Origin of the sequence: Roseovarius sp. PS-C2 (assembly GCF_018862045.1) — a bacterium.
Lineage (GTDB): Bacteria > Pseudomonadota > Alphaproteobacteria > Rhodobacterales > Rhodobacteraceae > Roseovarius.
Map to the genome: position 1 here is coordinate 589,079 of NZ_JAHKSQ010000001.1, position 26,496 is coordinate 615,574.

General features: G+C 65.3%; 24 protein-coding genes, 1 tRNA gene and 1 pseudogene. 16 read left to right on the forward strand and 10 right to left on the reverse strand.

The features are described from left to right. Positions 1-20: 20 nt before the first annotated feature. The 6 genes from KPG71_RS02840 to KPG71_RS02865 all read left to right on the forward strand — a co-directional run bounded on the left by KPG71_RS02840 (position 21) and on the right by KPG71_RS02865 (position 5,242). Positions 21-500: a transcriptional repressor gene (locus KPG71_RS02840; RefSeq protein ID WP_216336610.1), complete on the forward strand. Its 480-nt coding sequence runs from the start codon at positions 21-23 to the stop codon at positions 498-500. Beyond that, positions 497-1,258, forward strand: a complete 762-nt coding sequence (locus KPG71_RS02845; protein ID WP_216336611.1) for a metal ABC transporter ATP-binding protein — start codon at positions 497-499, stop codon at positions 1,256-1,258. Before KPG71_RS02840 ends, KPG71_RS02845 begins: the two co-directional genes overlap by 4 nt. Next, complete coding sequence (locus KPG71_RS02850) at positions 1,255-2,064, forward strand: metal ABC transporter permease (protein ID WP_216336612.1); 810 nt, start codon at positions 1,255-1,257, stop codon at positions 2,062-2,064. The genes KPG71_RS02845 and KPG71_RS02850 overlap by 4 nt, the downstream gene beginning before the upstream one ends. A gap of 125 nt (positions 2,065-2,189) precedes the next feature. Further along, positions 2,190-3,212: an extracellular solute-binding protein gene (locus KPG71_RS02855; protein ID WP_216336613.1), complete on the forward strand. Its 1,023-nt coding sequence runs from the start codon at positions 2,190-2,192 to the stop codon at positions 3,210-3,212. Between the two features lie 152 nt (positions 3,213-3,364). Continuing rightward, the gene (locus tag KPG71_RS02860) at positions 3,365-4,255 is read left to right on the forward strand and encodes a cation diffusion facilitator family transporter (protein WP_216336614.1); all 891 of its coding nucleotides are present in this window, start codon (positions 3,365-3,367) and stop codon (positions 4,253-4,255) included. 33 nt (positions 4,256-4,288) lie between these two features. Beyond that, a complete protein-coding gene (locus tag KPG71_RS02865; protein ID WP_216336615.1) occupies positions 4,289-5,242 on the forward strand; it encodes a cation diffusion facilitator family transporter in 954 nt (317 codons plus the stop codon). 21 nt (positions 5,243-5,263) lie between these two features. On the opposite strand, the gene KPG71_RS02870 is transcribed toward KPG71_RS02865, so the two are convergent. After that, positions 5,264-6,157: a hydrogen peroxide-inducible genes activator gene (locus KPG71_RS02870; RefSeq protein WP_216336616.1), complete on the reverse strand. Its 894-nt coding sequence runs from the start codon at positions 6,155-6,157 to the stop codon at positions 5,264-5,266. Positions 6,158-6,334: 177 nt separating this feature from the next. On the opposite strand from KPG71_RS02870, the gene katG reads away from it, so the two are divergent. The 5 genes and pseudogenes from katG (at position 6,335) to KPG71_RS02895 (ending at position 12,562) form a co-directional block, all read left to right on the forward strand. After that, a complete protein-coding gene (gene katG / locus KPG71_RS02875) occupies positions 6,335-8,500 on the forward strand; it encodes a catalase/peroxidase HPI (RefSeq protein ID WP_216336617.1) in 2,166 nt (721 codons plus the stop codon). 250 nt (positions 8,501-8,750) lie between these two features. Continuing rightward, a pseudogene (locus tag KPG71_RS02880) lies at positions 8,751-10,061 on the forward strand (circularly permuted type 2 ATP-grasp protein); the annotation flags it as partial. Positions 10,062-10,067: 6 nt separating this feature from the next. After that, positions 10,068-11,009, forward strand: coding sequence for an alpha-E domain-containing protein (locus KPG71_RS02885; protein ID WP_216336618.1), 942 nt, complete (start codon positions 10,068-10,070; stop codon positions 11,007-11,009). Positions 11,010-11,013: 4 nt separating this feature from the next. Continuing rightward, a complete protein-coding gene (locus tag KPG71_RS02890) occupies positions 11,014-11,811 on the forward strand; it encodes a transglutaminase family protein (protein ID WP_216336619.1) in 798 nt (265 codons plus the stop codon). Positions 11,812-11,821: 10 nt separating this feature from the next. Then, positions 11,822-12,562, forward strand: a complete 741-nt coding sequence (locus tag KPG71_RS02895; protein WP_216336620.1) for a proteasome-type protease — start codon at positions 11,822-11,824, stop codon at positions 12,560-12,562. Positions 12,563-12,653: 91 nt separating this feature from the next. Here KPG71_RS02895 and KPG71_RS02900 read toward each other — a convergent pair whose 3' ends face one another. Further along, complete coding sequence (locus KPG71_RS02900) at positions 12,654-16,283, reverse strand: hydantoinase B/oxoprolinase family protein (RefSeq protein ID WP_253196021.1); 3,630 nt, start codon at positions 16,281-16,283, stop codon at positions 12,654-12,656. Positions 16,284-16,425: 142 nt separating this feature from the next. Here KPG71_RS02900 and KPG71_RS02905 point away from each other — a divergent pair, with 142 nt between their 5' ends. From KPG71_RS02905 to KPG71_RS02925, 5 genes are all read left to right on the forward strand, one after another. Beyond that, a complete protein-coding gene (locus KPG71_RS02905) occupies positions 16,426-17,406 on the forward strand; it encodes a TRAP transporter substrate-binding protein (protein ID WP_253196023.1) in 981 nt (326 codons plus the stop codon). Positions 17,407-17,482: 76 nt separating this feature from the next. Beyond that, complete coding sequence (locus KPG71_RS02910; RefSeq protein ID WP_253196025.1) at positions 17,483-18,025, forward strand: TRAP transporter small permease; 543 nt, start codon at positions 17,483-17,485, stop codon at positions 18,023-18,025. Beyond that, a complete protein-coding gene (locus tag KPG71_RS02915; RefSeq protein ID WP_216336622.1) occupies positions 18,025-19,329 on the forward strand; it encodes a TRAP transporter large permease in 1,305 nt (434 codons plus the stop codon). Before KPG71_RS02910 ends, KPG71_RS02915 begins: the two co-directional genes overlap by 1 nt. After that, a complete protein-coding gene (locus tag KPG71_RS02920) occupies positions 19,326-19,856 on the forward strand; it encodes a winged helix DNA-binding protein (RefSeq protein WP_216336623.1) in 531 nt (176 codons plus the stop codon). The genes KPG71_RS02915 and KPG71_RS02920 overlap by 4 nt, the downstream gene beginning before the upstream one ends. Continuing rightward, positions 19,853-20,776, forward strand: coding sequence for a hypothetical protein (locus KPG71_RS02925; RefSeq protein ID WP_216336624.1), 924 nt, complete (start codon positions 19,853-19,855; stop codon positions 20,774-20,776). Before KPG71_RS02920 ends, KPG71_RS02925 begins: the two co-directional genes overlap by 4 nt. Positions 20,777-20,856: 80 nt before the next feature. Here the strand turns inward: KPG71_RS02925 and KPG71_RS02930 are convergent. The 8 genes from KPG71_RS02930 to KPG71_RS02965 form a co-directional block, all read right to left on the reverse strand. After that, positions 20,857-20,931 (reverse strand) — tRNA-Phe (locus KPG71_RS02930). A gap of 79 nt (positions 20,932-21,010) precedes the next feature. Next, positions 21,011-21,193 carry a DNA gyrase inhibitor YacG gene (locus KPG71_RS02935; RefSeq protein WP_073033491.1) on the reverse strand — a complete coding sequence of 61 codons (183 nt, stop codon included), beginning with the start codon at positions 21,191-21,193 and terminating at the stop codon, positions 21,011-21,013. Further along, positions 21,190-22,215 carry a ribonuclease E/G gene (locus KPG71_RS02940; protein ID WP_216336625.1) on the reverse strand — a complete coding sequence of 342 codons (1,026 nt, stop codon included), beginning with the start codon at positions 22,213-22,215 and terminating at the stop codon, positions 21,190-21,192. Before KPG71_RS02940 ends, KPG71_RS02935 begins: the two co-directional genes overlap by 4 nt. After that, complete coding sequence (locus KPG71_RS02945; protein ID WP_216336626.1) at positions 22,212-22,790, reverse strand: nucleoside triphosphate pyrophosphatase; 579 nt, start codon at positions 22,788-22,790, stop codon at positions 22,212-22,214. The genes KPG71_RS02940 and KPG71_RS02945 overlap by 4 nt, the downstream gene beginning before the upstream one ends. A 66-nt stretch (positions 22,791-22,856) precedes the next feature. Then, positions 22,857-23,075 (reverse strand): translation initiation factor IF-1, encoded by a 219-nt coding sequence (gene infA / locus KPG71_RS02950; protein WP_023849011.1) that lies wholly within the window; start codon positions 23,073-23,075, stop codon positions 22,857-22,859. Between the two features lie 82 nt (positions 23,076-23,157). Further along, positions 23,158-24,042: a carbon-nitrogen hydrolase family protein gene (locus tag KPG71_RS02955; protein WP_216336627.1), complete on the reverse strand. Its 885-nt coding sequence runs from the start codon at positions 24,040-24,042 to the stop codon at positions 23,158-23,160. A gap of 135 nt (positions 24,043-24,177) precedes the next feature. Then, a complete protein-coding gene (gene lysM / locus KPG71_RS02960; RefSeq protein ID WP_216336628.1) occupies positions 24,178-24,606 on the reverse strand; it encodes a peptidoglycan-binding protein LysM in 429 nt (142 codons plus the stop codon). A gap of 71 nt (positions 24,607-24,677) precedes the next feature. Beyond that, positions 24,678-26,474 (reverse strand): ABC transporter transmembrane domain-containing protein, encoded by a 1,797-nt coding sequence (locus tag KPG71_RS02965; protein ID WP_216336629.1) that lies wholly within the window; start codon positions 26,472-26,474, stop codon positions 24,678-24,680. Positions 26,475-26,496 lie beyond the last annotated feature (22 nt).

A 26,496-nucleotide genomic window follows, 5' to 3' on the forward strand; every position in this document is an offset into this window, starting at 1 on the left:
AATTCCGGGAGGCCCTCCGCATGGACGCGATAGGATTCGAACGCCACGATCATAGCAGTTGCATCCGCGCCGGTCTGGACGCGGTCGAGCAAAGCTGCGCCGAACGCGGATTGCAGCTGACGCCGGTGCGCCGCCGGGTGCTGGAATTGCTGCTGGAAGGGCATCGCGCCATGGGCGCTTATGAAATTCTGGACATCCTGCGTGAAGAAGGTATGGGATCGCAGCCGCCGGTGGCCTATCGCGCGCTGGATTTCCTTGTGAGCCACGGATTCGCCCACAAGATCGAGCGGCTGAACGCCTTTGTCGCCTGCATGCATCCGGGCGAGGATCATACCCCCGCCTTTCTGATCTGCCGGTCCTGCGATGCGGTGGCCGAAGCCCATGCCGACCCCGCGCGCGGATTTCTGGGGCAGGCGGTGCGCGAAACGGGTTTCGTCGTGGAACAGGCGGTGGTCGAGGCCGTGGGCCTGTGCCCCCGCTGCGCCGGAGCCCGCGCATGAGCCTGATCAGGACCGAAGGGCTGGGCGTGCAGATCGGCGGCACGCGCATTCTGGAGCATGTGGATTTCGCCATCGAGCGCGGCGAGATCGTCACCATCGTCGGCCCCAACGGGTCGGGTAAATCGACGTTGCTGCGGGCCATCATCGGCGCGGTGAAACCGACCGAGGGCAGCGTCAGCCACGCTCCGGGCCTGAAGATCGGCTATGTGCCGCAAAAGCTGCATATCGACCCGACCCTGCCGATGACTGTGGGGCGGTTCCTGAACCTGCCGCAGCGCCATCCGCGCGCTGCCATCCGCAACGCACTGGAACGCGCGGGCCTGCCCGATCTGGCGGGGCGGCAGATGACCAACCTGTCGGGCGGGCAGTTTCAGCGGGTTCTGCTGGCGCGGGCGTTGATGAACACGCCCGACCTGCTGATTCTGGACGAGGCGACGCAGGGGCTGGATCAACCGGGATCGGCGGCGTTCTATCAGCGGATCGAAGAGGTGCGCCAATCAGTCGGCTGTGCGGTGCTGATGGTGAGCCACGATCTGCATGTGGTGATGAGCGCCAGCGACAGGGTGATCTGCCTGAACCGGCATATCTGTTGCGAGGGCCAGCCCGAGCATGTCGCACAGGCCGAGGAATACCGCGCCCTGTTCGGCAGCGGAACGCATGGCGCGCTGGCGCTTTATCGGCATACGCACGATCATGCGCATGACGATGGCGAAGGCTGCGCCCATTCCCACGATCACGACCATGAGGCGGCGCAATGATGATGCTGGACGATTTCATGATGCGCGCGGCGCTGGCGGGGCTTGGTCTGGCGCTGGCCGCCGCGCCGCTGGGCTGTTTCGTGGTGTGGCGACGGATGGCCTATTTCGGGGATGCGACGGCACATGCCTCGATCCTTGGCGTGGCTTTGGCCCTTGGGTTCGGGGTGTCGGTTTTTGTCGGGGCGCTGGTGATGGCGCTGATCATGGCGATGACGGTGTCCACCCTGTCGGGGCGGGGCTATGCGATGGACACGCTGCTGGGGGTTCTGGCGCATTCGGCGCTGGCCTTCGGGCTGGTGGCGGTGTCGTTCCTGCGAGGGGTACGGATCGACCTGATGGGATACCTGTTCGGGGATATTCTGGCGGTCGGGAAAACCGATCTGGCGGTGATCTGGGGCGGCGCGGCCCTCGTGGTGGGGCTGTTGGTGTGGCGCTGGCAGGCGCTGTTGACGGCCACGCTGAACCCCGATCTGGCTCAAGCCAGCGGAATCGACCCGCGGCGCGAGCAACTGGGCCTGACACTGGCCCTGGCCCTGGTGGTGGCGGTGGCGATCAAGGTGGTGGGCGTGTTGCTGATCGCGGCGATGCTGATCGTGCCCGCCGCCGCCGCACGCCCGATGGCCCACACGCCCGAGCGCATGGCGCTGATCGCCACGGTTCTGGCGGCGGGGGCCGCCGTGGGCGGTTTGCCGGTGTCCTTTGCGCTGGACACGCCAACGGGGCCGACCATCGTGTGCATCGCGGCGTTTATCTTTGCCCTGACCACCGGAGCCGCAGCCATCGGGCGGGCCAGCGCCCGTGGGTGATCTGACCTCACGGCGAAGCTGATGCGAAACCGGGAAACGCCGATCAATTTTCGTCTTGACTGTTTTTGTCGGAAATAGGTAGGGATACCCTATCAATTTCGTCAGAATAAAAGGATGAGTCTGACATGACATTTACAGCCCCCCGCAGCCTAATCGCGGCGCTTGCCCTTTCGGCCATGGCCGCACCGGCCCTTGCGCAGGAGGTCAACGTCTATTCCAGCCGTCACTACGATTCCGACGACGCGCTGTTCGACGAATTCACCAGCCGCACCGGGATCACCGTGAACCGGATCGAGGCCAAGGCCGACGAGCTGATCGCGCGCATTCAGGCCGAGGGCGACAACAGCCCCGCCGACGTGCTGCTGACCGTGGATGTGGGCCGCGTGGGCCGCGCCGAGGAGGCAGGCATCCTGCAGGCGTTTTCCTCGGACGTGATCGAATCCCGCGTGCCGCCGCATCTGCGCGACCCCGAGAACCAGTGGTTCGGCGTGTCGCAGCGCGCGCGCATCATTTTCTACGCCAAGGACCGCGTTGAAAACCCGCCGCGCACCTATGAAGACCTGGCCGCGCCCGAGTGGAAGGGCAAGGTTTGTATCCGTTCGTCCTCGAACATCTACAACCAGTCGCTGCTGGCCTCGCTGATCGACGCGAATGGCGAAGACGCCGCCAAGGAATGGGCCGCCGGTGTGGTCGGAAACATGGCGCGCGCGCCGCAGGGCGGCGACACCGACCAGTTGCGCGGCATCGTCTCGGGCGAGTGCGACGTGGCGGTGGCCAACCACTATTACTTCCTGCGCGGGTTCGAACAGAATGTCGACGGCCTGACCGACGGCATCGACAATATCGGTTTCGTCTGGCCCAACCAGAGCGGCCGGGGCGCGCATGTGAACCTGTCCACGGCAGCCAAGACGGCCAATGCGCCCAATGCGGAAGAGGCCGACAAGCTGCTGGAGTTCTTCACCACCGAGTTCGCGCAACAGCATTTTGCCGGGCAGAACAACGAATACCCCGCCGTCAGCGGCGTGGCACTGGATGAAGACACCGCCCGCCTGGGCATGTTCATCCCCGACACCACCACCAGCACGGCGGTATTCGGCGACAATGCGAAAACCGCACAGACGATTTTCAACGAGGTCGGCTGGGACTGATCCGCGCGGATTTCCGTCCTTCGTCCCCGCGCCCGTCCGGCGCGGGGGGTTTTCTTTTGGGCGGGGATGGCGCAGGACCGCCCGCTTCGGGTTGAGCATTCCGGCGCAGTTCTTTATCCAGAGAGTTCGCAGGCGCCACCCGGAGACCCCGCATGTCAGCCACCCTGAAACTTGCCGTGGGCAGCCTGATCGTCGGTGCGCTGGTGCTGGCGCTGAAGGCGCTGGCGTGGTGGCTGACGGGATCGGTCGCGCTGTTGTCGGACGCCCTGGAAAGCACGGTGAACGTGGCCACGGCGATTGCCGCGCTGGTGGCGATCCAGGTGGCGGCCAAACCGGCGGATGCGACCCACCCGTTCGGGCATCACAAGGCCGAATTTTTCAGTGCCGTCCTGGAAGGCGTGATGATCGTGATCGCCGCGCTGCTGATCCTGAAAGAGGCCTATCACGGGTTCACCGCGCCGCGCAGCATCACCGCCCCGGTCGAGGGGCTGTTGCTGAACGGGGGCGCGACGGCGATCAACGGGATCTGGGCGTGGATACTGATACGGCGCGGCGGCAGGCTGCGTTCGCCCGCTTTGGTGGCGGATGGATGGCACCTGTTCACCGATGTGGTGACATCTGGCGGCGTGGCGGTGGGGATCGTGCTGGCGCTGATCACCGGCTGGTGGGTGCTGGACCCGCTGATGGCGACGCTGGTGGCGGTCAATATCCTGTGGTCGGGCTGGAAGGTGATCGCGCAATCGCTGAGCGGGCTGATGGACGAGGCGGTGCCGGACGAGGACCTGAGCCGCATCCGCGAGGTGATTTCCGAACATGGCGGCGGGGCCGTGGAGGCGCATGACCTGCGCACGCGCCATGCCGGGCGCGCCACCTTTATCGAGTTTCACCTGGTGGTTCCCGGAGAAATGAGCGTGTTCGACGCTCATGAGATCTGCGACCGGCTGGAGGCGGCGCTGCAGCACGCCATTGACGGGGCGCAGGTCACGATCCATGTGGAACCCGAGCACAAGTGCAAACACAGCGGGATCGTCGTGCTGGATTGACGGCGCGCGGCGGGGTGCGGGAAAGGGACCATCATGGCGCATGATCATCACGGGGGCCACGACCACCACGGCCATGCCCATCTGGACCCGGCCAGCGGCGACCGGCGCGTCAGCCTTGCGATCTGGGCCAACGGATTGCTGACCGTGGCACAGATCGTCGGCGGCATCCTGTCGGGCAGTCTGGCGCTGGTGGCGGACGCCATGCACAACCTGTCGGACATGGCGGCGCTGGTGATCGCCTTTGCCGCGCGCAAGATTTCACGCAAACCTGCGGACCGGGCGATGACCTTCGGCTATGGCCGGATCGAGATCGTGGCGGCGCTGATCAATTACACCACGCTGATCCTTGTGGGGTTTTTCCTGATCTACGAGGGGGCGATGCGCCTGATCGAGCCGCCCGAAGTGGCGGGCTGGACGGTGGTGATTCTGGCCGGTGTGGCGCTGATCGTGGATACGCTGACGGCGGTGCTGACCTATGCGATGCAAAAGGACAGCGTGAACATCCGGGCGCTGTTCCTGCACAACCTGTCGGATGCGCTGGCCTCGGTCGCGGTGATGGTGGGGGGCGCGCTGATCCTGCTGTATGACTGGCGAATCGTGGACCCGCTGATCACCATCGGCATCGCGGGCTATATCCTGTACCTGGCCCTGACCGAGATCGGCAGCCCGATCCGAACGCTGATGCTGGGCAGCCCGGCAGGCATCGACAATGACGAGGTGATCGCGGCGATCCGGGGCATCGACGGGGTGCAGGACCTGCACCATGTGCATTTCTGGCAGATGCAGGAACACAGCACGTCGCTGGACGGCCATATCGTCCTGACCGCCGACGCCTGGCCCCGGCAGGAGGCCGTCAAGGCCGAGATCAAGGCGATGCTGGATCATCGGTTCGGGATCGGCCATTCCACGCTGGAATTCGAGCACGCCGCACATGCCCATGAGCACGCAGCGCTTTATGGCTGCGGCAAGGCGGCGGTCGATCTGTAGGCGGCACCCGCAGGCCGCCAGCTATTTCGCGTCCACCGCATCGCGAAAAATCCCTGCGATTTCCGTTAGTTGCAGCGCCAGCGGATTGGTCTTGCGCCAGATCATTCCGACGGTGCGTGTGGGCCTTGGCTGTGGCAGCCGGGCCACGGACACATCCGCCGAGCGGGTTTCGATCGGCACGGCCATATCCGGGATCAGCGTCACGCCGATGCCCGCGCCGACCATCTGCACGAGGGTGGACAGCGAACTGGCCTCCATCAGATCGCGCGGAACCGAAGGCGACATGTTGCAGACAGACAGCGCCTGATCGCGAAAACAATGCCCTTCCTCCAGCAGAAGCAGTTTCATTTCGCGCAGGTGGTCGGGCCTTGGCGCCGGTTTGCCGGCATCCGCAGCGGGGCGCACCAGAACGAATTCCTCGTCGAACAGCGCCACCTCGGTCAGCGCGGGCTCGGACACGGGCAAGGCGACAATGGCGGTATCGAGTTCCCCGTCAGCCAGATCTTCGATCAGTTTCTGCGTCACGGCCTCGCGCGGGCGGATTTCGAGCTCGGGGTAAAGCGCGGTCAGGCTCTGGACCAGCCGGGGCAGAAGATAGGGCGCGACGGTGGGAATCACCCCGATCCGAAGACGCCCGACCAGCCGGCTTTGGGCGGCGCGGGCCAGGTCGCCCAACTCATCGACGCTGCGCAGGATGTCGCGCACACGTTCGGCAAAGGCCTCGCCCAGCCCGGTCAGGCGGATTTCGCGCGCGCCGCGTTCGACCAGCGAGGCGCCGAGGATTTCCTCCAACTCCTTGATCTGAACCGAGAGTGCGGGCTGCGAGATCGCGCAGGAATCGGCGGCGCGTCCGAAATGGCCGTGCCGGGCCAGCGCCTCGAAATAGCGCAGGTGTTTCATGGACAGGCTCTTCATAACAAAACCTTATCGGTTCAATTAAAAAATCCAAATTCCTCTTATCGCATTTCTTTGATACCAAGCAAGCGATCAAGCGAATCCCACAGCGGGCCCGCTTGAGCCATTTTCCACGGCCGCCCCGCCACGGGGCGCGCCAGGCCACGACACCGAAGCGACAAGATGGGAGAAAGCATCATGGACGGCAACAACGCGGGCAAATGCCCGATCATGCATGGCGGCAACACCGCCGTCGGCAATTCCAACATGGATTGGTGGCCCAATGCCCTGAAGCTGGACATCCTGCACCAGCACGACACCAAGACCAATCCGATGGGGAAGGATTTCAACTATCGTGAAGCGGTCAAGGGTCTCGATTTCGACGCGCTGAAGAAAGACATGCACGCCCTGATGACCGACAGTCAGGACTGGTGGCCGGCGGACTGGGGCCACTATGGCGGCCTGATGATCCGCATGTCGTGGCACGCTGCCGGGTCGTACCGCACGGCGGACGGCCGTGGTGGCGGCGGCACCGGAAACCAGCGTTTCGCGCCGCTGAACTCGTGGCCCGACAACGTGAGCCTCGATAAGGCGCGCCGCCTGCTGTGGCCGATCAAGAAGAAATACGGCAACAAGGTGAGCTGGGCCGACCTGATCGTTCTGGCGGGCACCATCGCCTATGAGAACATGGGCCTGAAAACCTACGGCTTCGCCTTTGGCCGCGAAGACATCTGGCACCCCGAGATCGACACCTACTGGGGGTCGGAAACGGAATGGCTGGCGCCCAGCGACGAGCGGTATGAAAACGTCGACGATCCGTCGTCGATGGAAAACCCGCTGGCCGCCGTGCAGATGGGCCTGATCTATGTGAACCCCGAAGGGGTGAACGGCACGCCCGACCCGATGAAAACCGCCGCGCAGGTGCGCGAGACCTTTGCCCGGATGGCGATGGACGACGAGGAAACCGCGGCGCTGACCGCTGGTGGCCACACCGTCGGCAAGACCCACGGCAACGGCGACGCCTCCCTGCTGGGCCCCGATCCCGAGGCCGCGGGCCCCGAGATGCAAGGCATGGGCTGGGACAACCCCAAGATGGACGGCAAGGCCGCCAATGTCGTGACCTCGGGCCTCGAAGGGGCATGGACGACCCATCCGACGCAATGGGACATGGGCTTTTTCGATCTGCTGTTCGGCTATGAATGGGAATTGCGCAAATCCCCCGCCGGGGCATGGCAGTGGGAGCCGATCGACATCAAGGAAGAGGACATGCCGGTGGACGCGACCGATCCGTCGATCCGTCACAATCCGATGATGACCGATGCCGACATGGCGATGAAGGTCGACCCGATCTACAACGAAATCTGCCAGAAGTTCATGGCCGATCCCGCCTATTTCGACGAGGTCTTCGCCCGTGCATGGTTCAAGCTGACGCACCGCGACATGGGTCCTAAAGCCCGCTATATCGGCCCGGACGCGCCGCAGGAAGATCTGATCTGGCAAGATCCGGTTCCGGCAGGCAGCTATGACTATGACGTGAACGCGGCCAAGGCCAAAATCGCGGCTTCGGGTCTGTCGCTGTCGGACATGGTTTCGACCGCATGGGACAGCGCCCGCACCTTCCGCGGATCGGACATGCGCGGCGGCGCCAACGGTGCGCGCATCCGCCTTGCCCCGCAAAAAGACTGGGAAGGCAACGAGCCCGAGCGCCTGGCGCGCGTGCTGTCGGTGCTGGAACCGATCGCGGCGGAAACCGGGGCGAGCGTGGCCGACATGATCGTGCTGGCCGGGAACCTGGGTGTCGAGCAGGCCGCCAAGGCCGCCGGTTTCGACATTGAGGTGCCCTTTGCGCCGGGCCGTGGCGACGCGACCGACGAGATGACCGATGCGGCATCTTTTGACGTGATGGAGCCGCTGGCCGATGGTTATCGCAACTGGCTGAAGAAGGACTATATCGTCAGCCCCGAGGAACTGATGCTGGACCGCACGCAGCTGATGGGCCTGACCGCCAATGAAATGACGGTTCTGGTTGGCGGCATGCGCGTCATGGGCACCAACCACGGCGGCACCAGGCACGGTGTCCTGACCGACAAGGAAGGCGCATTGACGACCGACTTCTTCGTGAACCTGACCGATATGGCGAATACGTGGAAGAAGGCCGATGACGGCGCCTACGAAATCCGCGACCGCAAGACCGACGCGGTCAAGTGGACGGCCACCCGCATGGACCTGGTGTTCGGATCGAACTCGATCCTGCGCTCCTATGCCGAGGTCTATGCCCAGGACGACAACAAGGAGAAATTCGTCAAGGATTTCGTTGCCGCCTGGACCAAGGTCATGAACGCCGATCGCTTCGATCTGGCCTGATACGATCCTGACGGTTCCGCCCGGCCATGATGCGCCGGGCGGGGCTGCTCGCGGCCCTGCGGGGCCTTGCGTGCTCGGCACGCCCTTTCCCCTGACACTCCGTTGAAGAGACCGTCACGCCACGGCGAGACAGGCCCCTGCCAAAACACGCCCAAAAATCAGGCGACTCGCCCATTTTTTGCCCGCAACGCCGGTCCGGCCGGGCCGTGCGGCAGGGTTCGGGGTGGATTGCATGGACAGTCCGCGCGCCAAGCAACGCGAAGCCGACACCCTGTTTCGCCTGACCGGGATCACCTTCAACGTCTATGGGCGTGCCGAAGCCGAAGAACGGCTGATCCCCTTCGATATCATCCCGCGCATCATCTCGGGGCCGGAATGGGCGCGGCTGTCACGCGGAATCGAACAGCGGGTCCGCGCGATCAACGCCTTCATCCACGACATCTATCACAAGCAGGAAATCGTGAAGGCCGGGCGCATCCCCCAGGAGATGATCAGCCGCAACGACGCGTTCCTGCCGCAGATGATCGGGGTCGCGCCGCCCGGCGGCATCTACACCCATATCGTCGGAATCGATCTGGTGCGCACCGGGCCGGGCGAGTTCTATGTGCTGGAAGACAATGCGCGCACGCCCTCTGGCGTCAGCTATATGCTGGAAAACCGCGAAACCATGCTCCAGATGTTTCCCGAGCTGTTTTCGCGCAATCGCGTGCAGCCGGTTCAGACCTATCCCACCGATTTGCGTCAGTCGCTGGCCGCCTGCGCCCCGGCCTGCACCGAAGGCAAGCCAGTGGTGGCCGTCCTGACGCCGGGCATCTACAACTCGGCCTATTTCGAACATGCCTTTCTGGCCGACCAGATGGGTGTCGAACTGGTCGAGGGGCATGACCTGCGCGTGGTGGACGGGCGCGTCGCGATGCGCACGACGCGGGGTTACACCCCCATCGACGTGCTGTATCGCCGGGTGGATGACGATTTCCTCGATCCGCTGAACTTCAACCCCGACAGCCAGCTGGGGGTGCCGGGCATCATGGATGTCTACCGCGCGGGCAATATCACCATCGCCAACGCCCCCGGCACGGGCATCGCAGACGACAAGGCGATCTATTCCTACATGCCCGAGATCGTGGAGTTCTACACCGGCGAGCGCCCCTTGCTGCGCAACGTGCCCACCTTCCGGTGTTCGGAAGCCGACGATCTGGCCTATGTGCTGGACAACCTGGCCGATCTGGTCGTCAAGGAGGTGCACGGTTCGGGCGGGTATGGGATGCTGATCGGTCCCACCGCCTCGAAAAAGGAACTTGCCGCGTTCCGCGCCAAGCTCAAGGCGCGTCCGGGCAATTATATCGCGCAGCCCACGCTCAGTCTGTCCACCGTTCCGATTTTCTCCCGGCAGGGGCTGGCGCCGCGCCATGTCGATTTGCGGCCCTTCGTTCTGGCCAGTCCGAAGGGTATTCGTGTCACGCCCGGCGGGCTGACGCGGGTGGCGCTGAAGAAAGGGTCTTTGGTGGTGAACTCGTCCCAGGGCGGGGGCACCAAGGATACCTGGGTGCTGGAGGACTGAGCGCAGATGCTGGGAAAAACCGCAAATGGCCTGTTCTGGATGTACCGCTATCTCGAACGCGCCGAAAACACCGCCCGCCTGATCGAGACCGGCCAGCGCATCGCGCTGACCCGGCTGAACGACCGGGACGAGGAATGGGGCCCTGTCCTGCAATCGGCGGGAACGCTGGCGGCGTTCCGGGCTCAGGACGAAGACCTGAACAAGGAAACGGCCATCGACTGGATGCTGCGGGCGCGCGGCAACCCGTCGTCGGTCCTGTCCTGCATCGAGGCCGCCCGCCAGAACGCCCGGCTGGTGCGGGCCGCCGTGACCGGCGAGGTCTGGGAGGCGGTCAATGCCGCCTATATGGACGCGCGCGACCTGCTGGCCCGCCGGGTCAGGGAGCGCGACCTGCCACAGGTGTTGCGCGCGATCCGGCAAAGCACCTCGCTTGTGCGGGGGATGACCCACGGCACGATGCTGCGCAATGAAATCTACGATTTCGCCCGGTTGGGCACGTTTCTGGAGCGCGCCGACAACACCGCGCGCATCGTTGACGTGAAATATTACGTGCTGTTGCCCTCGGCGGGGTCGGTGGGCACTTCGATCGATAATGTGCAGTGGGAAACGATCCTGCGCTCGCTGTCGGCGCATGGCGGGTTTCGCATGGAATACGGTGCCGGCGCGGGGCCGCTGGAAATCACGCAATTCCTGATCCTGGACAAGCGCATGCCGCGCAGCCTCGCCTTTTGCGTGGACAAGCTGTGCGACAACCTGCGCTATCTGCACAAGGGCGACCGCGCGCTCATGCCCTCGCTGAAACAGGTGAACCACCTGCAGGCGATGTATCTGTCGCACGATGTCAACGCGATTTTCGATTTCGGGCTGCACGAGTTCATCGGCCAGATCCTGGACCATCTGGGCCAGGTCGCGCGCCAGATCGAAATCGACTACAGGTTCTACGAGTGATCCCATGCGGCTGAAAATCCAACATGCCACCGAATACCGTTTCGACCAGCCGGTCAGCTATGGGCTGCAACAATTGCGCAAGACGCCCAAGACCTCGCCGCAACAGCATATCCTGTCCTGGCAGACCCGCGTCGAGAACGGGCAGAAGGAACTGAGCTTTGAGGACCATTTCCACAACACCGTCGAACTGATCAGTTTCGCCCGCAACGCCACGGCCCTGTCGGTGATCAGCGAAGGCGAGGTCGAACTGACCGATACCAGTGGCGTCATCGGCCCGCACCGCGGCCCGGCGCCCTTGTGGCTGTTCCGCCGCCAAACCGGATTGACCCAGGCGAAAAGCGGGGTGCGCGCCCTTCTGCGCAATGTCGGGGCCGATGGCGGGCTGGAGGGGTTGCATGACCTGGCGAGCGCGATCCGCTCTAGCGTGCGCTATGAAATCGGGGCCTCGCACCCCGGCTGGAGCGCCGAGGACGTGCTGGAGGCCGGGGCGGGGGTGTGTCAGGATCACACTCATGTCTTTCTGGCCTGCGCCCGCGAACTGGGCGTTCCGGCACGCTATGTTTCGGGATACCTGATGCTGGACGATCGCACCGTGCAAGACGCGATGCACGCCTGGGCCGAGGCGCATGTCGAGGGTCTGGGCTGGGTCGGGTTCGATATTTCCAACGGGATTTCCCCCGATGCCCGCTATGTCCGGGTTGCGTCGGGGCTGGACTATGGCGATGCCTCTCCGGTATCCGGCCTGCGCGTGGGCGGCGACGGCGAATTGCTGGACGTTCGCATCGACGTGGCGCAGCAATAGGGACGGCGACATGACATATTGTGTGGGGATGGTTCTGGACAAGGGGCTGTTATTCATGTCCGACACCCGGACGAATGCCGGGTTGGACAATATCTCGACCTTTCGGAAGATGACCGTCTGGGAAACTCCCGGCGAATGCGTGATCACGCTGATGGCGGCGGGCAACCTAGCCACGACGCAGGCCGTGGTCAGCCTGCTGGACGAGCGCAGCAAATCCCCGGAAGAACGCCAACCCTCGCTGCTGACGGCGCCATCGTTGTTTCAGGCGGTGCGCATGGTGGCCGAAACCCTGCGCGAAGTGATCGAGCAACAGGGCAGCGGCGGATTGCGCGCCGACAGCACGTTCAACGCCACGCTGATCGTCGGCGGCCAGATCGCGGGCAGCCCGCCGCGCCTGTTCATGATCTATCCCGAGGGCAATTTCATCGAAGCGGGCCGCGATACCCCGTTTTTCCAGATCGGCGAAACCAAATACGGTCGCCCCATTCTGGTGCGCGCCTACGATCCGGCGATGAGCTTTGAAGAGGCGATGAAGCTGCTGATCGTCAGTTTCGATTCCACGCTCAAGGCGAACCTGACCGTGGGGGCGCCGTTCGATTATCATTTCTACGAAACCGACAGCCTGAAATGCGGTGTGCAGGGCCGGATCGAGCAGGACGACCCTTATTTTCAGGCCGTGTCGAAGGGATGGGGGGATGCCCTCAAGGAGGCGCTGGACAGCCTGCCCGCGTTTTCCACCGAACGGCGATAGCGCGCCGAACGCACACCGCATCTGAAACCGGCCCGCCGCCCGCCATCGGGCCGGGGCGGCCACGGGCGGGGGTCTCCCGCCCGCGTCACCGTCACTCTTTGCTGCCGTAGCCGCCCGCCGTGGGCGTGACCACCGTAACGCAATCGCCCGGCGCGACGCGATTCTGATCGGCGGCGCGCAGCGGCTCCAGCGTGCCGTCGGCGCGCTGGATTTCGGTTTTGCCCACGCGGCCAGCCCCGCCGCCCGCGATGCCTTGCGGCGGTCGCCCGCGATGCGAGGACAGGATCGCCATTTCCATGTCTTCAAGGAAACGGATGCGCCGGGTGGTGCCGTCGCCTGCCGCAAAACGCCCCTGCCCGCCCGATCCGGGATCGATGCGGAAATCCTCCAGCAACACGGGATAGCGCAGTTCCAGCACCTCGGGGTCGGTGAGGCGCGAGTTGGTCATGTGGACATGCACCGCATCCGTCCCGGCAAAGCCGGTGCCATCGTTCAGCACGCCCGCCGGGCTGCCCGAACACAGCGTTTCGTAATACTGGTGCCGGTCGTTGCCGAAGGTCAGGTTGTTCATCGTGCCCTGACTGTTGGCAATCGCCCCCAGCGCCCCGAACAGCGCGTTGGTGACATGCTGCGAGGTTTCCACATTGCCCGCGACCACCGCCGCCGGATAGCGCGGCGACAACATGCAACCATCCGGGATCACGATTTTCACCGGGCGCAAACAGCCCGCATTCATCGGGATCGGGGATTCCACCATCACGCGGAACACGTAAAGCACCGCAGCGCGTGTCACCGGCTCGGGGGCGTTGAAGTTGTTGGCCTGCACCTCGGACGTGCCGGTGAAATCCACCGTCGCCTCGCCCGCGTCGCGATCCACGGTGATCTTTACGCGGATCACTTGCCCGGTGTCGGTTTCGTACTCATAGGCCCCGTCTGACAGGCGCCCGATCACGCGGGCGACCTCGGCGGCGGCGTTGTCCTGCACATGGCCCATATAGGCCTGCACGACCTCGAGCCCGAACTGGCCGATCATCGCCTTCAGCTCGGCCACGCCACGGGCGTTCGCCGCGACCTGCGCCTTGAGGTCGGCGATGTTCTGTTCGGGGTTGCGCGCGGGATAGGGGTGATCGGTCAGCAGGTCATGCAGCGCATCCTCGCGAAAGCGCCCGCCCTCGACCAGCTTGAAATTGTCGATCAACACACCTTCTTCATCCACCGTGGTGGCCAGCGGCGTCATCGAGCCGGGCGCGACCCCGCCCACATCCGCATGGTGCCCGCGAGAGGCGGCCCAGAACAGGATGTCATCGCCAGAGTCGCCAAAGACAGGGGTGACAACGGTGATGTCGGGCAGGTGCGTTCCCCCGTTATAGGGCGCGTTCAGGGCGAACACGTCACCGGGGCGCACCTTGCCCTTGTTCAGCCGGATGATGGTTTCGACCGAGCGATCCATCGAGCCCAGATGCACCGGCATATGCGGCGCGTTGGCGACAAGCGCCCCGTCGGCATCGAACACCGCGCAGGAGAAATCCAGCCGCTCCTTGATATTCACCGACCGCGCGGTTTTCTGAAGCGCCACGCCCATTTGCTCGGCGATGTTCATGAAGAGGTTGTTGAACACCTCCAGCAGGATCGGGTCGGCCTCGGTGCCCATCGCCTTGTCGCGCTGCGCCGCTTCGGCGCGGGTCATCAGGACGTGATCGTGCGGCGTGACTTCGGCGCGCCAGCCGGGTTCGACGACGATGGTCTGGTTCGGTTCGATGATCAGGGCCGGGCCTTCGACGCTGCGCCCCGGTGTCAGGGCCTCGCGCAGAACGACACGGGCCTGATGGGTCTGGCCGCCGGAATAGAGCGGCACCTCGGCCACCGCGTCGGCCTTGCCCGTGGCGGGATCGGCATGGGGTTCGGGATCGGCCGACGGATCGGCAGCCTGTCCTTCGATCTCGGCGGATTCGATCACCAGTTGGGTGTCGGGCGCGGTAAAGCCGAACTCGGCCTCATGCGCGGCCTCGAACGTTGCGCGCGCGGCCAGCACATCGCCCTCCCAGACCACCGGCAGCGCCGTATCGGTGCCCGCGTAGCGCAGGTGCAGACGCGGGATCAGGGTAACGGCTTTACCCGGAACGCCCTGCGCCGCCAATGCGGCGCGCACATCCGCCGAAAGATCGGCAAGGGTGGCTTCGACCTCGGGTTTTCCTTCGTCGGACAGTTCGGTTTCAAGGCCACGCTGGCGCGCTTCGGTCACGCGGGCCAGACCGATACCATAGGCCGACAACAGGCCCGACAGCGGATGCACCAGAACCTTGGTCATGCCAAGGGAATCGGCCACGAGGCAGGCATGCTGCCCCCCGGCCCCGCCAAAGGCGTTGAGCAAATAGCGCGTCACGTCATAGCCGCGCTGCACGCTGATCTTCTTGATTGCGTTGGCCATGTTTTCCACGGCGATGCGCAGGAAACCTTCGGCCACCTCTTCGGGGGTCTTGCCCTCGGCCTTGGCGATGTCGGCGAATTTTGCCGCGACGGTATCGTAATCCAGGCGTTGATCCTGATCGGGGCCGAAGATCGGCGGAAAGTAATCGGGGTTGAGCTTGCCCAGCATCACGTTGGCATCCGTCACCGTCAGCGGCCCGCCCCGGCGGTAACAGGCCGGGCCGGGATCGGCCCCGGCGCTGTCGGGCCCGACGCGGAACCGCCCCGGATCGGCATGCAGGACGGACCCGCCCCCGGCGGCAACGGTATGAACCCGCAACATGGGCGCGCGCATACGTACGCCTGCCACCTGCGTTTCGAAGGCGCGTTCGAAATTGCCGTCGAAATGCGCCACATCGGTCGAGGTGCCGCCCATGTCGAACCCGATCACGCGATCCTCGCCCGCGATCTGGCCGGTGCGCGCCATTCCCACGACGCCCCCCGCCGGCCCCGACAGGATCGCATCGCGCCCCTTGAACCGATCCGCCGCGGTCAGCCCACCCGAGGACATCATGAATTGCAGCGTCGGGCCGTCCTGATCGGGGGGCGTGGCGCCCAGCGCCTGCGCCACCTTTTCCACGTAACGCGACAGGATAGGCGTGAGATAGGCATCGACGACGGTGGTGTCGCCCCGGCCCACCAGCTTGATCAGCGGCGAGACCTCGTGACTGACGGACACCTGCCCGAATCCGGCATCGCGGGCGGCCTCGGCCAGGCGTTGTTCGTGTGCGGGCGACGTCCAGGCGTGCATCAGGACAATGGCTACGGCGTCGATCCCGTCGGCTTTGGCCTGTTCCAGCACCTCGCGCGCGCCGGACAGGTCCAGATCGCGTTCGACCGTACCGTCGGTGCGCACGCGTTCGTCCACCTCGGCGACCCGTTCATACAGCATTTCGGGCAGGACGATGTCCTTGGCAAAGATGTCGGGCCGGTCCTGATAGCCGATTCGCAACGCATCGCGGAACCCTTTGGTGATCAGCAGAAGCGTGCGATCCCCCTTGCGTTCCAGCAGCGCGTTGGTGGCCACGGTGGTCCCCATGCGCACGGTGCCGATCCGTTCGGGCGGGATGGCGCCCGGCGCGGCACCCAGAAAGCGGCGAATCCCTTCTATTGCTGCGTCATCGTAGACACCGGGGTTTTCCGAAAGCAGCTTCATCGCCGACAATTCGCCAGCCGGGTCGCGCCCGATCACATCGGTAAAAGTACCCCCCCGGTCGATCCAGAAATCCCAGCGGCCTGTCATGGCGTCGCTCATCCCCGCGCTCCTCTTGAAACAGCATTCAGTCACAAATCGTTGACAAATTGTCAGCGTCTGGTCAAGCTTTCCAAATCCGGGCCAAGGGCGGCGGGCCCGGTTTTCTCAGATCGCCGCCCCTCAGACGACAGGGAACAATACCATGACCATCAGCCTTTTCCGCAGCCTGCCCGGCGCCATTGCCGCCGCCGCTCTTGCGCTGCCTGCCGCCGCCGCGAACTGGGATATGCCAACCCCTTATGGCGACAGCGTTTTCCACACCCAGAACATTCAGCAATTCGCCGAAGACGTGGCCGCCGCCACCGAGGGCGAAGTCGAGATCACGGTGCATTCCGCCGGGTCGCTTTATGCCCATCCCGAGATCAAGGATTCCGTCCGCCGGGGCCTGGCCCCGATCGGCGAGGTTCTGATGTCGCGGCTGGCCAACGAAGACCCGGTCTTTGCCGTCGATTCGATTCCGTTCCTGGCCTCCAGCTATGACGAGGGCCGCGCGCTCTGGGCCGCGTCGCGCCCGCTGGTCGAGGAAAAACTGGCCGCTCAGGGGCTGACGCTTCTGTTCGCGGTGCCGTGGCCGGGCCAGAGCATCTATACCGAGGCCCCGGTGAACTCGACCGCCGACCTGCAAGGCGCGGCCTTCCGCGCCTATAACGCGGCGACCGAACGGCTGGCGCAACTGATGGGCGCGGTTCCCACACAGCTTGAGACCGGCGATATTCCCACCGCCTTCGCCACGGGCCGGGTGGCCGCGATGATCACGTCGCCCTCGACCGGGGTGTCCAGCCAGGCATGGGATTTCACCTCGCATTACACCGACACGCAGGCCTGGTTGCCCAAGAACATGGTGATCGTGAACTCCGGCGTTTTCGATGCCCTGCCCGACGATCAGCGTCAGGCGATTCTCGATGCCGCCGCCGAGGCCGAGACCCGCGGCTGGGAAATGTCGGCGGCTGAAACCTCGGCCAAGATGGCGACGCTGAAGGAAAACGGCATGACCATCTCGAGCCCGTCGGAAACCCTGTCGGGCGAGCTGGCCGAAATCGGCGCGACCATGACACAGGAATGGCTGGAAAACGCAGGTGACGAGGGCAAGCAGGTCATCGACGCCTATAACGCGGCCAAGTAACGCTGCAGGCGGGGCGCAATAACCGCCCCGCCTCTTTTCTCATTCCCCTATTAGCCGGAGGGCCGGGATGCGCCGGATGCTCGACCGCCTTTATGCTGCCGCGCTATGGCTGGCGGCCATCACCTTTGCACTGATCGCAGTGCTTGTGCTGCTGCAGGTTCTTGGGCGGCTGACAGATCGCGCCGCGCGCCTGATGGACCTGCCCCCGCCCGGCCTGACCATTCCATCGCTCGCGGAATTCGGGGCCTTCCTGTTCACCGGCGCCGTTTTTCTGGGCCTTGCCGGAACCTTGCAGGCGGGCAGCCATGTGCGAGTGAAACTGTTGATCCAGTCCCTGCCCGACACGCTGGCGCGCTGGATGGGCGTTCTGGTCTGCGCGCTGGCCGCTGGACTGGCGGGGTTCGCCACATGGTCCAGCGCGTTGCAGGCGCTGGACAGCCTGAAATTCGGCTCGGTCAGCTATGGGGTCATCCCGATCCCGCTGGCCATTCCCCAAGGGATCATGACCGCTGGCCTTGCGCTGTTCTGCATTGCGCTGATTGACGCGATGGTGACGCTGGCGCGCGGCGGCCTCCCCGCCTATCAGGCCGCCGAGGCCACCACGCAGGAGGCCGAGTGATGGAGATCGCAACGCTTGCGCCGCTTCTTGTGGTGGTCCTGTTCGGTGCCCTGGCCGCCGGACTGTGGGTGGGTTTTGCCCTGATCGCGGTGGGGCTGGTCGCCATGCTGGCCGCTGCGCCGGCGCCGCCCTCGCTGGTGTTTGCCACCAAGGTCTGGGGCGGGCTGTCCGTCTGGGATCTGACGGCGCTGCCGATGTTCATCTGGATGGGCGAAATCCTTGTGCGTTCGCGCCTGTCGTCGGACATGTTTTCGGGGCTCGCGCCCTTCACCTCGCGCCTGCCGGGGCGGCTCTTGCATGTGAACGTGCTGGGCTGTGCGCTGTTCGCCGCTGTGTCGGGATCGTCGGCGGCAACCACCGCCACCATCGGGCGCATGTCCCTGCCCGAGTTGAAAGCGCGCGGGTATGACGACCGCATGGCCATCGGCACGTTGGCCGGGTCGGGCACCTTCGGTTTTCTGATCCCACCGTCGATCATCCTGATCGTCTATGGCGCGGCGACCGAGCAGTCCATCGCGCGGCTGTTTCTGGCCGGGGTGCTGCCGGGGCTGATGCTGGCGGCGCTGTTCGGCGGCTATATCATGCTGTGGTCGATGCTGAACCGCGACCGCATGCCCGAGGCCGAACCGCCCGCCGACCGGCGCGAGGCGCTGGCCGCCGCCGCCCGGCTGCTGCCGGTCGTGGGCCTGATCGTGGCGGTGATCGGCTCGATCTACCTCGGCGTCGCCAGCCCGACCGAAGCCGCCGTGATCGGCGTGACCGGCGCGCTGATCCTTGCGGGGCTGACCGGCGCGCTGTCGCTGGCGGGGTTCTTCGATTCGCTGCGCGCGGCCACGATCACCACCTGCATGATCGCCTTTATCCTGGCCGGGGCGTCCTTCCTGACGGTCGCCATGGGCTATACCGGCATCCCCCGCGAACTGGCCCGCGCCATTGGCGACATGGGCCTGTCCTCCTATGCGCTGCTGGCGATGCTGACGGTGTTCTTCATTGTCATGGGCATGTTCCTTGACGGGATATCCATCGTGGTACTGACCGTTTCGATCATCCTGCCGATGGTGATCGCCGCCGGGATCGATCCGATCTGGTTCGGCATCTTCCTTGTCCTCGTGGTGGAGATGAGCCAGATCACCCCGCCCGTCGGGTTCAACCTGTTCGTCATCCAGACGATCACCGGGCGCGACATATTCGCCGTCGCGCGCTATGCCGCGCCGTTTTTCTGCCTGCTGGTGGTGGCGGTGGCGATCCTGTCGCTGTTCCCGCAGATCGCGCTGTGGCTGCCCGGAACGATGTTGTCGCGATGAGTGAGAACGAGAGGAAACCCCCCGGCGTCGGGCCGGTCGTCAGTTCGGCGCATCTGGCCGCGTCGGGCCTGCCCGAACTGTCCGAGGTCGAATACGCGCTGACCATGGCCAACAACGCCTTTCAGCGCTGGATCACCCGCTGCATGGATGCCGCCGGCGCGCCCGGCATGTCCCCGCTCGAGGTGCTGGTGCTGCATCTGGCAAACCACCGCGACCGCGCCAAGACACTGGCCGACATCCGGCTGGTGCTGCATATCGAAGACGCGCATCTGGTCAGCTATGCCGTACGCAAGCTGTCCGAGCGCAAGCTGGTGACGACCGCCCGCAAGGGCAAGGAAAAATCCGTCGAGATCACCGCGAAGGGCGCGGCGCTCTGCACCCGTTATGCCGAGGTGCGCGAGGCGCTTCTGGTGGACCTGGCACGCGAAACCGGCTTCCGCCCCGAGGACATGTCGCGGCTGGCGGCCCTGCTGCGCGCGGTTTCGGGCAGTTACGATCACGCCGCGCGTGCGGCGACCACCCTTTGAGGGCGCTGGCCACCCTGGCCAGGCACGGGCGCTGGCTGTTGATCGCGGGGCTGGTGGCGGGCGTCTCGCTGCCGGGCCTGGCCGGATACCTGACCCCGGCCATCGTGCCGTTCATCGCGGTCATGCTGTGCATCACGACCCTGCGTGAAGGGCCCCGCGCCGCCCTGCCGCGTCCGGGCAGAGCCCGGCGTGCCCTGACCACCACATTCATCCTGCAATGCGCCGCGCCGTTCGTGGCCGGTGGGGGTCTTTGGGCCTGCGGTTTGCTCGATACCCCTCTGGCCACGGGCGTCGTACTGGCCCTTGCCGGTGCCCCCATTACCGGCACGCCCGGCCTTGCCGTGATGTCCGGCGCCGATGGCGGAGCCGCCCTGCGCATGTTGATCATGGGCACGGCGTTGTTGCCCCTGACGGCGGTGCCGGTGTTTGTCGTCCTGCCGGTCTTTCCCGATCCGTGGGCGGTGATCTCGGGCGCATTGCGGCTCCTGGCGATCATCGGCATATCCGCAGGGATCGCACTGGTTCTGCGCGCCCGCATCCCCGCCCTGACCCGGCCCGAAACGCGCCCGGCGCTCGACGGGATCATGGTGCTCGCGATGGCGCTGATCGTGATCGCCCTGATGTCCGCCGTGGCCCCCGCCGCCCGCGACACCCCCGGCCAGCTGGCGGCGGCATTCGCGCTCGCCTGGGGGCTTTACCTTGTGCAGACCTTCGCCGCATGGCACACCGCCCGCAGCGCCCTGCCCCGGCCCGAAGCCCTGTCCGTCGCCATCGCCGCGGGCAATCGCAACCTCGCACTGTTCCTCGCCGCCGTACCGCCCGAAACGGCGGCCCCCCTGATGGTCTTTGTGGGTTGCTACCAGATCCCGATGTACCTGACCCCGATGCTCCTGCCACGCCTCACGGACGCCCGCCGCTGAAATGCAGGCAACCCGCCAAGGCCCCGGCAGAGCGGCACTGGCGGGTGACGGATAACGGGTGTCTTCTGTTTTGGAAGACGTGGTGCCCGGGGGCGGAATCGAACCACCGACACGAGGATTTTCAATCCACTGCTCTACCCCTGAGCTACCCGGGCACGGGGAACGCGTTTGCGTTCGGGTGGGCGTGTCTTAGGCGAGCGCGGGCGGGGTGTCCAGAGGGATCATTCAATTTTTTCAGTGCGGCTTGGCGCGTTGCCGCTCGACCTCATCGAGGGCGCGTTCGATATCCTCGGGGTCGCGCGACGGCACAGCATATTCACCGCCCAGCCACTTGCCCAGATCGACATCGGCGCAGCGTTTGGAACAGAACGGACGAAAGCGCGGATCGGTCTCTTTTTCGCAGATCGGACAACTCATCGGATCACCTCGCTCAGGGGGATGCGGTCGCGTTTGCGCTGTAGCTCGAAATGGCCCAGCGGCGTCCAGCCGACAAGGGCGGTCTCGACGATATCGGCGCGAAACGCCGCGCGCAGGGTGGTTTCGAACTGGCGGCGGTCCTTCTTGGGCATCGGGGCCGGGTCCATCACGACCTGCCCGCCAAGGCCGCGCAGGCGCAACTGGCGCGGCAGGTCCCTGGCGGCGGCCAGGTTCGCCTTGAGCCCCGCCGCGGGCGAGGTATCGCCGCCGGTGTTCACGTCCACCGCCACCAGCGCCCGTGTCGGCTCGACACTGATCGAGGCCCCGCCGCCCAGCGGCGCATCCGCCAGGCGAAGCGCGTCGATCTGATCGAGCACGCCATGATCGGTAAAGGACCCCGAAGCGGTGTCCACCTGCGCCGGGGCGCTCCATTCCCGCCAGGCCAGCGCATGAGGGCCGTCGCCATCGGTCAGCTTCTCAGGGTCCGCCCCCTCGGCATCCCCTGTCACCGCCTGCGCCAGATCGTGCATGGCGCGGATATCCTCGGCAATCTCATCGTCAGCGGCCTCGGCGCAAGACGAGCGCAGAATCAATCCCATCTCCGAGTCGCCCATTTCCTCATGGGCAACGGCCAGCAGCGCATCGCGCCGGTCATCGTCACGAATGCTGCGCGATATATTCAGCCCCGGCGCATCGGGCGTGACGATGGCATGGCGGCTTTTGAACAGCACCTTTGCGGTCACCGGCAGCGCCTTGCCCGGTTCGGGATACCCCGTCACCTGCACAAGGATCGGCTGGCCGGGGCTCAGCCCCTTGATCTGTCGCAGGAACGCCGCGCCATCGGGGGTGCGCAGGAACATGCCGCCCTGCCCTTTCACCGGCCGGTCGGCGATGCCGCGATAGATCGCGCCGGGGCGCGGGGCGTCGCTGTCCAGAAACAGATCTTCCAGACGGCCATCGACCATCAGCGCGGCGGCCTCGGCCCCGTCCAGATGGTCCAGTGCGATCAATCGTCCCTTCATGCGCCCCCCTGATACACCGGATAGCCCGCGGCCTGCAAAAGCCCTGCGGTTTCACACAGCGGCAGGCCCACCACGGCGGTGAACGAGCCCTGAATCCACGGAATCAGCGCCCCTGCCGGCCCCTGAATACCATATCCGCCCGCCTTGCCCTGCCAGTCGCCAGTGGCGAGATAGGCGTTCAGCTCCTCGTCCGACAGCCGCTTCATCCTGACCGTCGTGACCACGTCACGCTCCCAAACCTGTTCGCCCCGGCGCACGGCCACCGCCGTGATCACCGTATGACGACGGCCCGACATGGCCAGCAGGAATTGCGCAGCCTCGCCCGCATCGGCAGGTTTGCCGAGGATGCGGCGGCCCAGTGCTACGGTGGTATCCGCAGACAACACTACATCATCGGCCCCTGCCGTTACCGCAAGCGCCTTTTCCCGCGCCATGCGGGCGCAATAAGGGCGCGGCAATTCGTTTTTCAATGGGGTTTCGTCGATGTCGGGCGGGCGGATGTCATCCGCCACCACCCCGATCTGCGCCAGCAAATCCCGCCTGCGCGGGCTGCCCGATCCGAGGATCAAACGCATTTTCGTCATAGCATTCCGCATCCTGTCCGAAAACCGGCATCCACCCGAGGGATGCGGATATCGCGCTTACTTGAAGCGATAGTTGATCCGACCCTTGGTCAGATCGTAAGGGGTCATTTCCACCTGAACCCGGTCGCCAGCCAGAACACGGATGCGGTTCTTGCGCATCTTGCCTGCCGTGTGCGCGATGATTTCATGGCCGTTATCCAGCTCGACCCGAAACGTCGCATTCGGCAGGAGTTCCTTCACGACACCGGGAAATTCGAGCGTATCTTCCTTGGCCATGGTCTCTCCTTCGTTGCACGGCCCACCAATTCATGAGCCGCGCCTTAAATGGGACCATTTGCCGTGTTTTTCAAGCGTATAATCAGCGCAGGCGGGTTGTTGTGGCTTTCTCGACGCGACCGGGCTGTTCGTTCCAGTGGCTGCGGTTCAGCACCACACCGTCCGCGCGCACCTGTTCGATCAGATGCGGATCGGCCTGCGCAAAGGTCCATCCGGGGCGGTTCAACTGCCCTTCGGCGATCACGCCGGTGGGCGGAAACCCGGTATCGGGCGGGCCGAACACGCCCCCCATGCCGGTGTTTTCATCCACCGCCGGGCACCACGCCGCATCGCCCACGTTCGAGGCCATCGCCACAACGCATTGATTTTCCAGCGCCCGCGCCATGGCCCCGATCCGCACCCGCCAATAGCCCGCCAACGCCTCGGTGGCCGAAGGCACAAGGATCACGTCCGCCTCGGCCAGCGCCCGGCCCAGCAGCGGGAATTCGCTGTCATAACAGATCAGGATACCGATCCTGCCCAGCGCCGTGTCGAACAGGGTCAGCGGCCCGCCGGGGATCACGTCCCATTCCTCGCGCTCGAAGCGGGTCATGATCTGCTTGTCCTGCACCCCGCAACCGCCCTGCGGCGTGAACAGGCGCGCACGGTTGACCGGGCGCTCGCCCAGCGCCTCGTCGAACACCGGGGCCGAGGCGGCGCAGATATGCACCCCGAATTTCGCCGCCAGGTCGGAGTGCAACTCGTCCACCTGCGGCAGCCAGCGGGCCACCGCATGAAGCGCGCGCTCCAGATCGCCCGCCGCCTCGGGGCCGTCCAGCATGGCCAGTTCCATCGCGCCGTATTCCGGGAACAGCAACAGATCGGCCCCCTGCCCCGCGGCATCCCCCACCCAGTCGCGCAGCTTGTCGGCATAGGCCTGCCAGCCTTGCACGGGGTCCAGCGGATAGGCGGCGGTGGCGATCTTCATCAATGGCATCCCTTACATCCCGAAAGAACTGCTAACGCGCCAAACGCGCCCTGTAAACGCCCGCAAAAAACCGCCCATGAAAAAGGCCCCGCCCGATCGGGGGCGGGGCCGCTTCATTCAGGTCGCAATGGCCGCTCAGGCCATGGTGCCGTCCTGCGGGATACGCAGCTTCTGACCGGGGTAAATCTTGTCCGGGTCGCTCAGCATCGGGCGGTTGGCCTCGAAAATCTTCTGATACTCCGCCCCGTTGCCCAGGGTCTTCTCGGCAATCGCCCACAGGGTGTCGCCCTTCTGGACCTCGTGGAACACCGGATCGGCGCCCCCGGCATTGTCCTCGACCGCGGCGATCCCTTCGAGGTTGCCCACCGCCATGATGATCTTTTCCTTGGCTTCCTGGCTGGCCGCCTGCCCGGACACCTTGACGACGTCACCTTCCACGGTGATGTCCAGCCCTTCGGTATCCAGCCCCAGATCGCTGACTTCCTGTTGCACCTTTTCGGCGCTCGGCTCGTCCCCGCCAAACAGCGACTTGCCCGTGTCTTTCATGAAACTCCAGAGGCCCATTCTTACTCTCCCGTTGCGAAATGATACGCCCATCATTGCCGCACCGCCCGCAGGCGCAAGGGGAAACTCGCCTAAGCCGCCTCACCGTCGGTGAATTGCAGGCGGGCCAGCCGCGCATAAAGCCCGCCCTCGGCCACCAGCGCCTCGTGGGTGCCCTGCGCCACGATGCGCCCGGCCTCCATCACGATGATCCGGTCGGCCTTTTTCACCGTCGCCAGCCGGTGCGCCACGATGATCGTGGTGCGGGTGCGCGCCATCTGTTCCACCGCCGTCTGCACCGCGCGTTCGCTTTCGGCGTCCAGCGCGCTTGTCGCCTCGTCCAGCAACAGCACCGGCGCATCGCGCAGAATGGCCCGCGCAATGGCGATGCGCTGTTTCTGGCCGCCCGACAACATCACGCCACGCTCGCCCACATAGGTGTCATAGCCCTCGGGCAGTGCGGTGATGAAATCATGCGCGGCGGCAGCCTTCGCCGCCTCTTCGACCTCGGCATCGGAGGCGTCCAGCCGCCCGAAACGGATGTTCTCCCGCGCCGAGGTGGCAAAGATCACCGGGTCCTGCGGCACCAGCGCCAGTTCCTGCCGGAAATCGCTGCGCGCCATGTCGCTCAGCGCGATCCCGTCCAGCGTGATGCGCCCCCCGACGGGGTCGTAAAACCGCTGGATCATCTGGATCACGCTGGTCTTGCCCGCCCCCGACGGCCCCACCAGCGCGATGGTTTCGCCCGGTGCGACATTCAGATCGAAATCGTTCAACGCCGGAATATCGGGCCGCGCGGGATAGGCGAACTGCACGTTCTCGAACGCGATTTCACCCCGCACCGGACGCGGCAGCGCCACCGGACTGGCCGGGTCCTGCACCTTGTCCTCGGCGCGCAGCAATTCGACCAGGCGCTCGGTGGCCCCCGCCGCGCGCTGCAACTCGCCCCAGATTTCCGACAGCGCCGCCACGGCCCCCGCCACCATGACCGAATAGATCACGAACTGCACCAGCGTCCCGGCCGTCATCGTGCCCGCGCGCACATCGTTCGCGCCGATCCACAGCACACCGACGATCCCGGTGAACACAAGGAAAATCACGATCACCGTCATCGCCGCGCGGGTGGTGATCCGCCGGCGCGCCGAATCGAAGCTCTGCTCTGTCACCCCGGCAAAGGTCGCGCGGCTGGCGGTTTCATGGGTAAAGGCCTGCACCGTCTGCACCGAAAGCAGCGCCTCGGATGCATTGCCCGAACTGTTGGCGATCCAGTCCTGATTTTCCCGGCTCAGCTTACGCAGCTTGCGCCCCATGGTCAGGATCGGCACGATCACCAGCGGCACCAGCAGCAGAACCATACCCGTCAGCTTGGCCGAGGTCAGCAGCATCAGGCCCAGCCCGCCCACGAAAATCAGCAGGTTCCGCAACGCGATGGACACGGACGAACCGATCACCGACAGGATCAGCGTGGTATCGGTGGTGATCCGGCTCAGTACTTCGCCGGTCATGATACGTTCGAAAAACGCGGGGCTCATGCCGATCACGCGGTCGAACACCGCCTTGCGAATATCGGCGACCACCCGCTCGCCCAACCGGGTCACAAGCGCATAGCGCAGCCCCGTGCCAACGGCCAGCAACGCCGCGATGCCAAGCGCGGCCATGAAATACTGATCCAGAACGGCGCCGTCCTCGGCCCCGAAATTATCGACCACGCGGCGCACGGCCATCGGCAGGATCAGCGACACCGTCGCCGTCAGCGTCAGCGCCAGAAGCGCGGCCAGCACCAGCAGGCGATAGGGCTTCAGAAAGGGCCACAACTCGGCCAGCGCGCCCACTTCCTTCGACTTGTCGCGTTCGATCATATCTGCGCCATTCGAGGCTCTGCGCACCATGGTGTGTTTCCTTCGGCCTGTT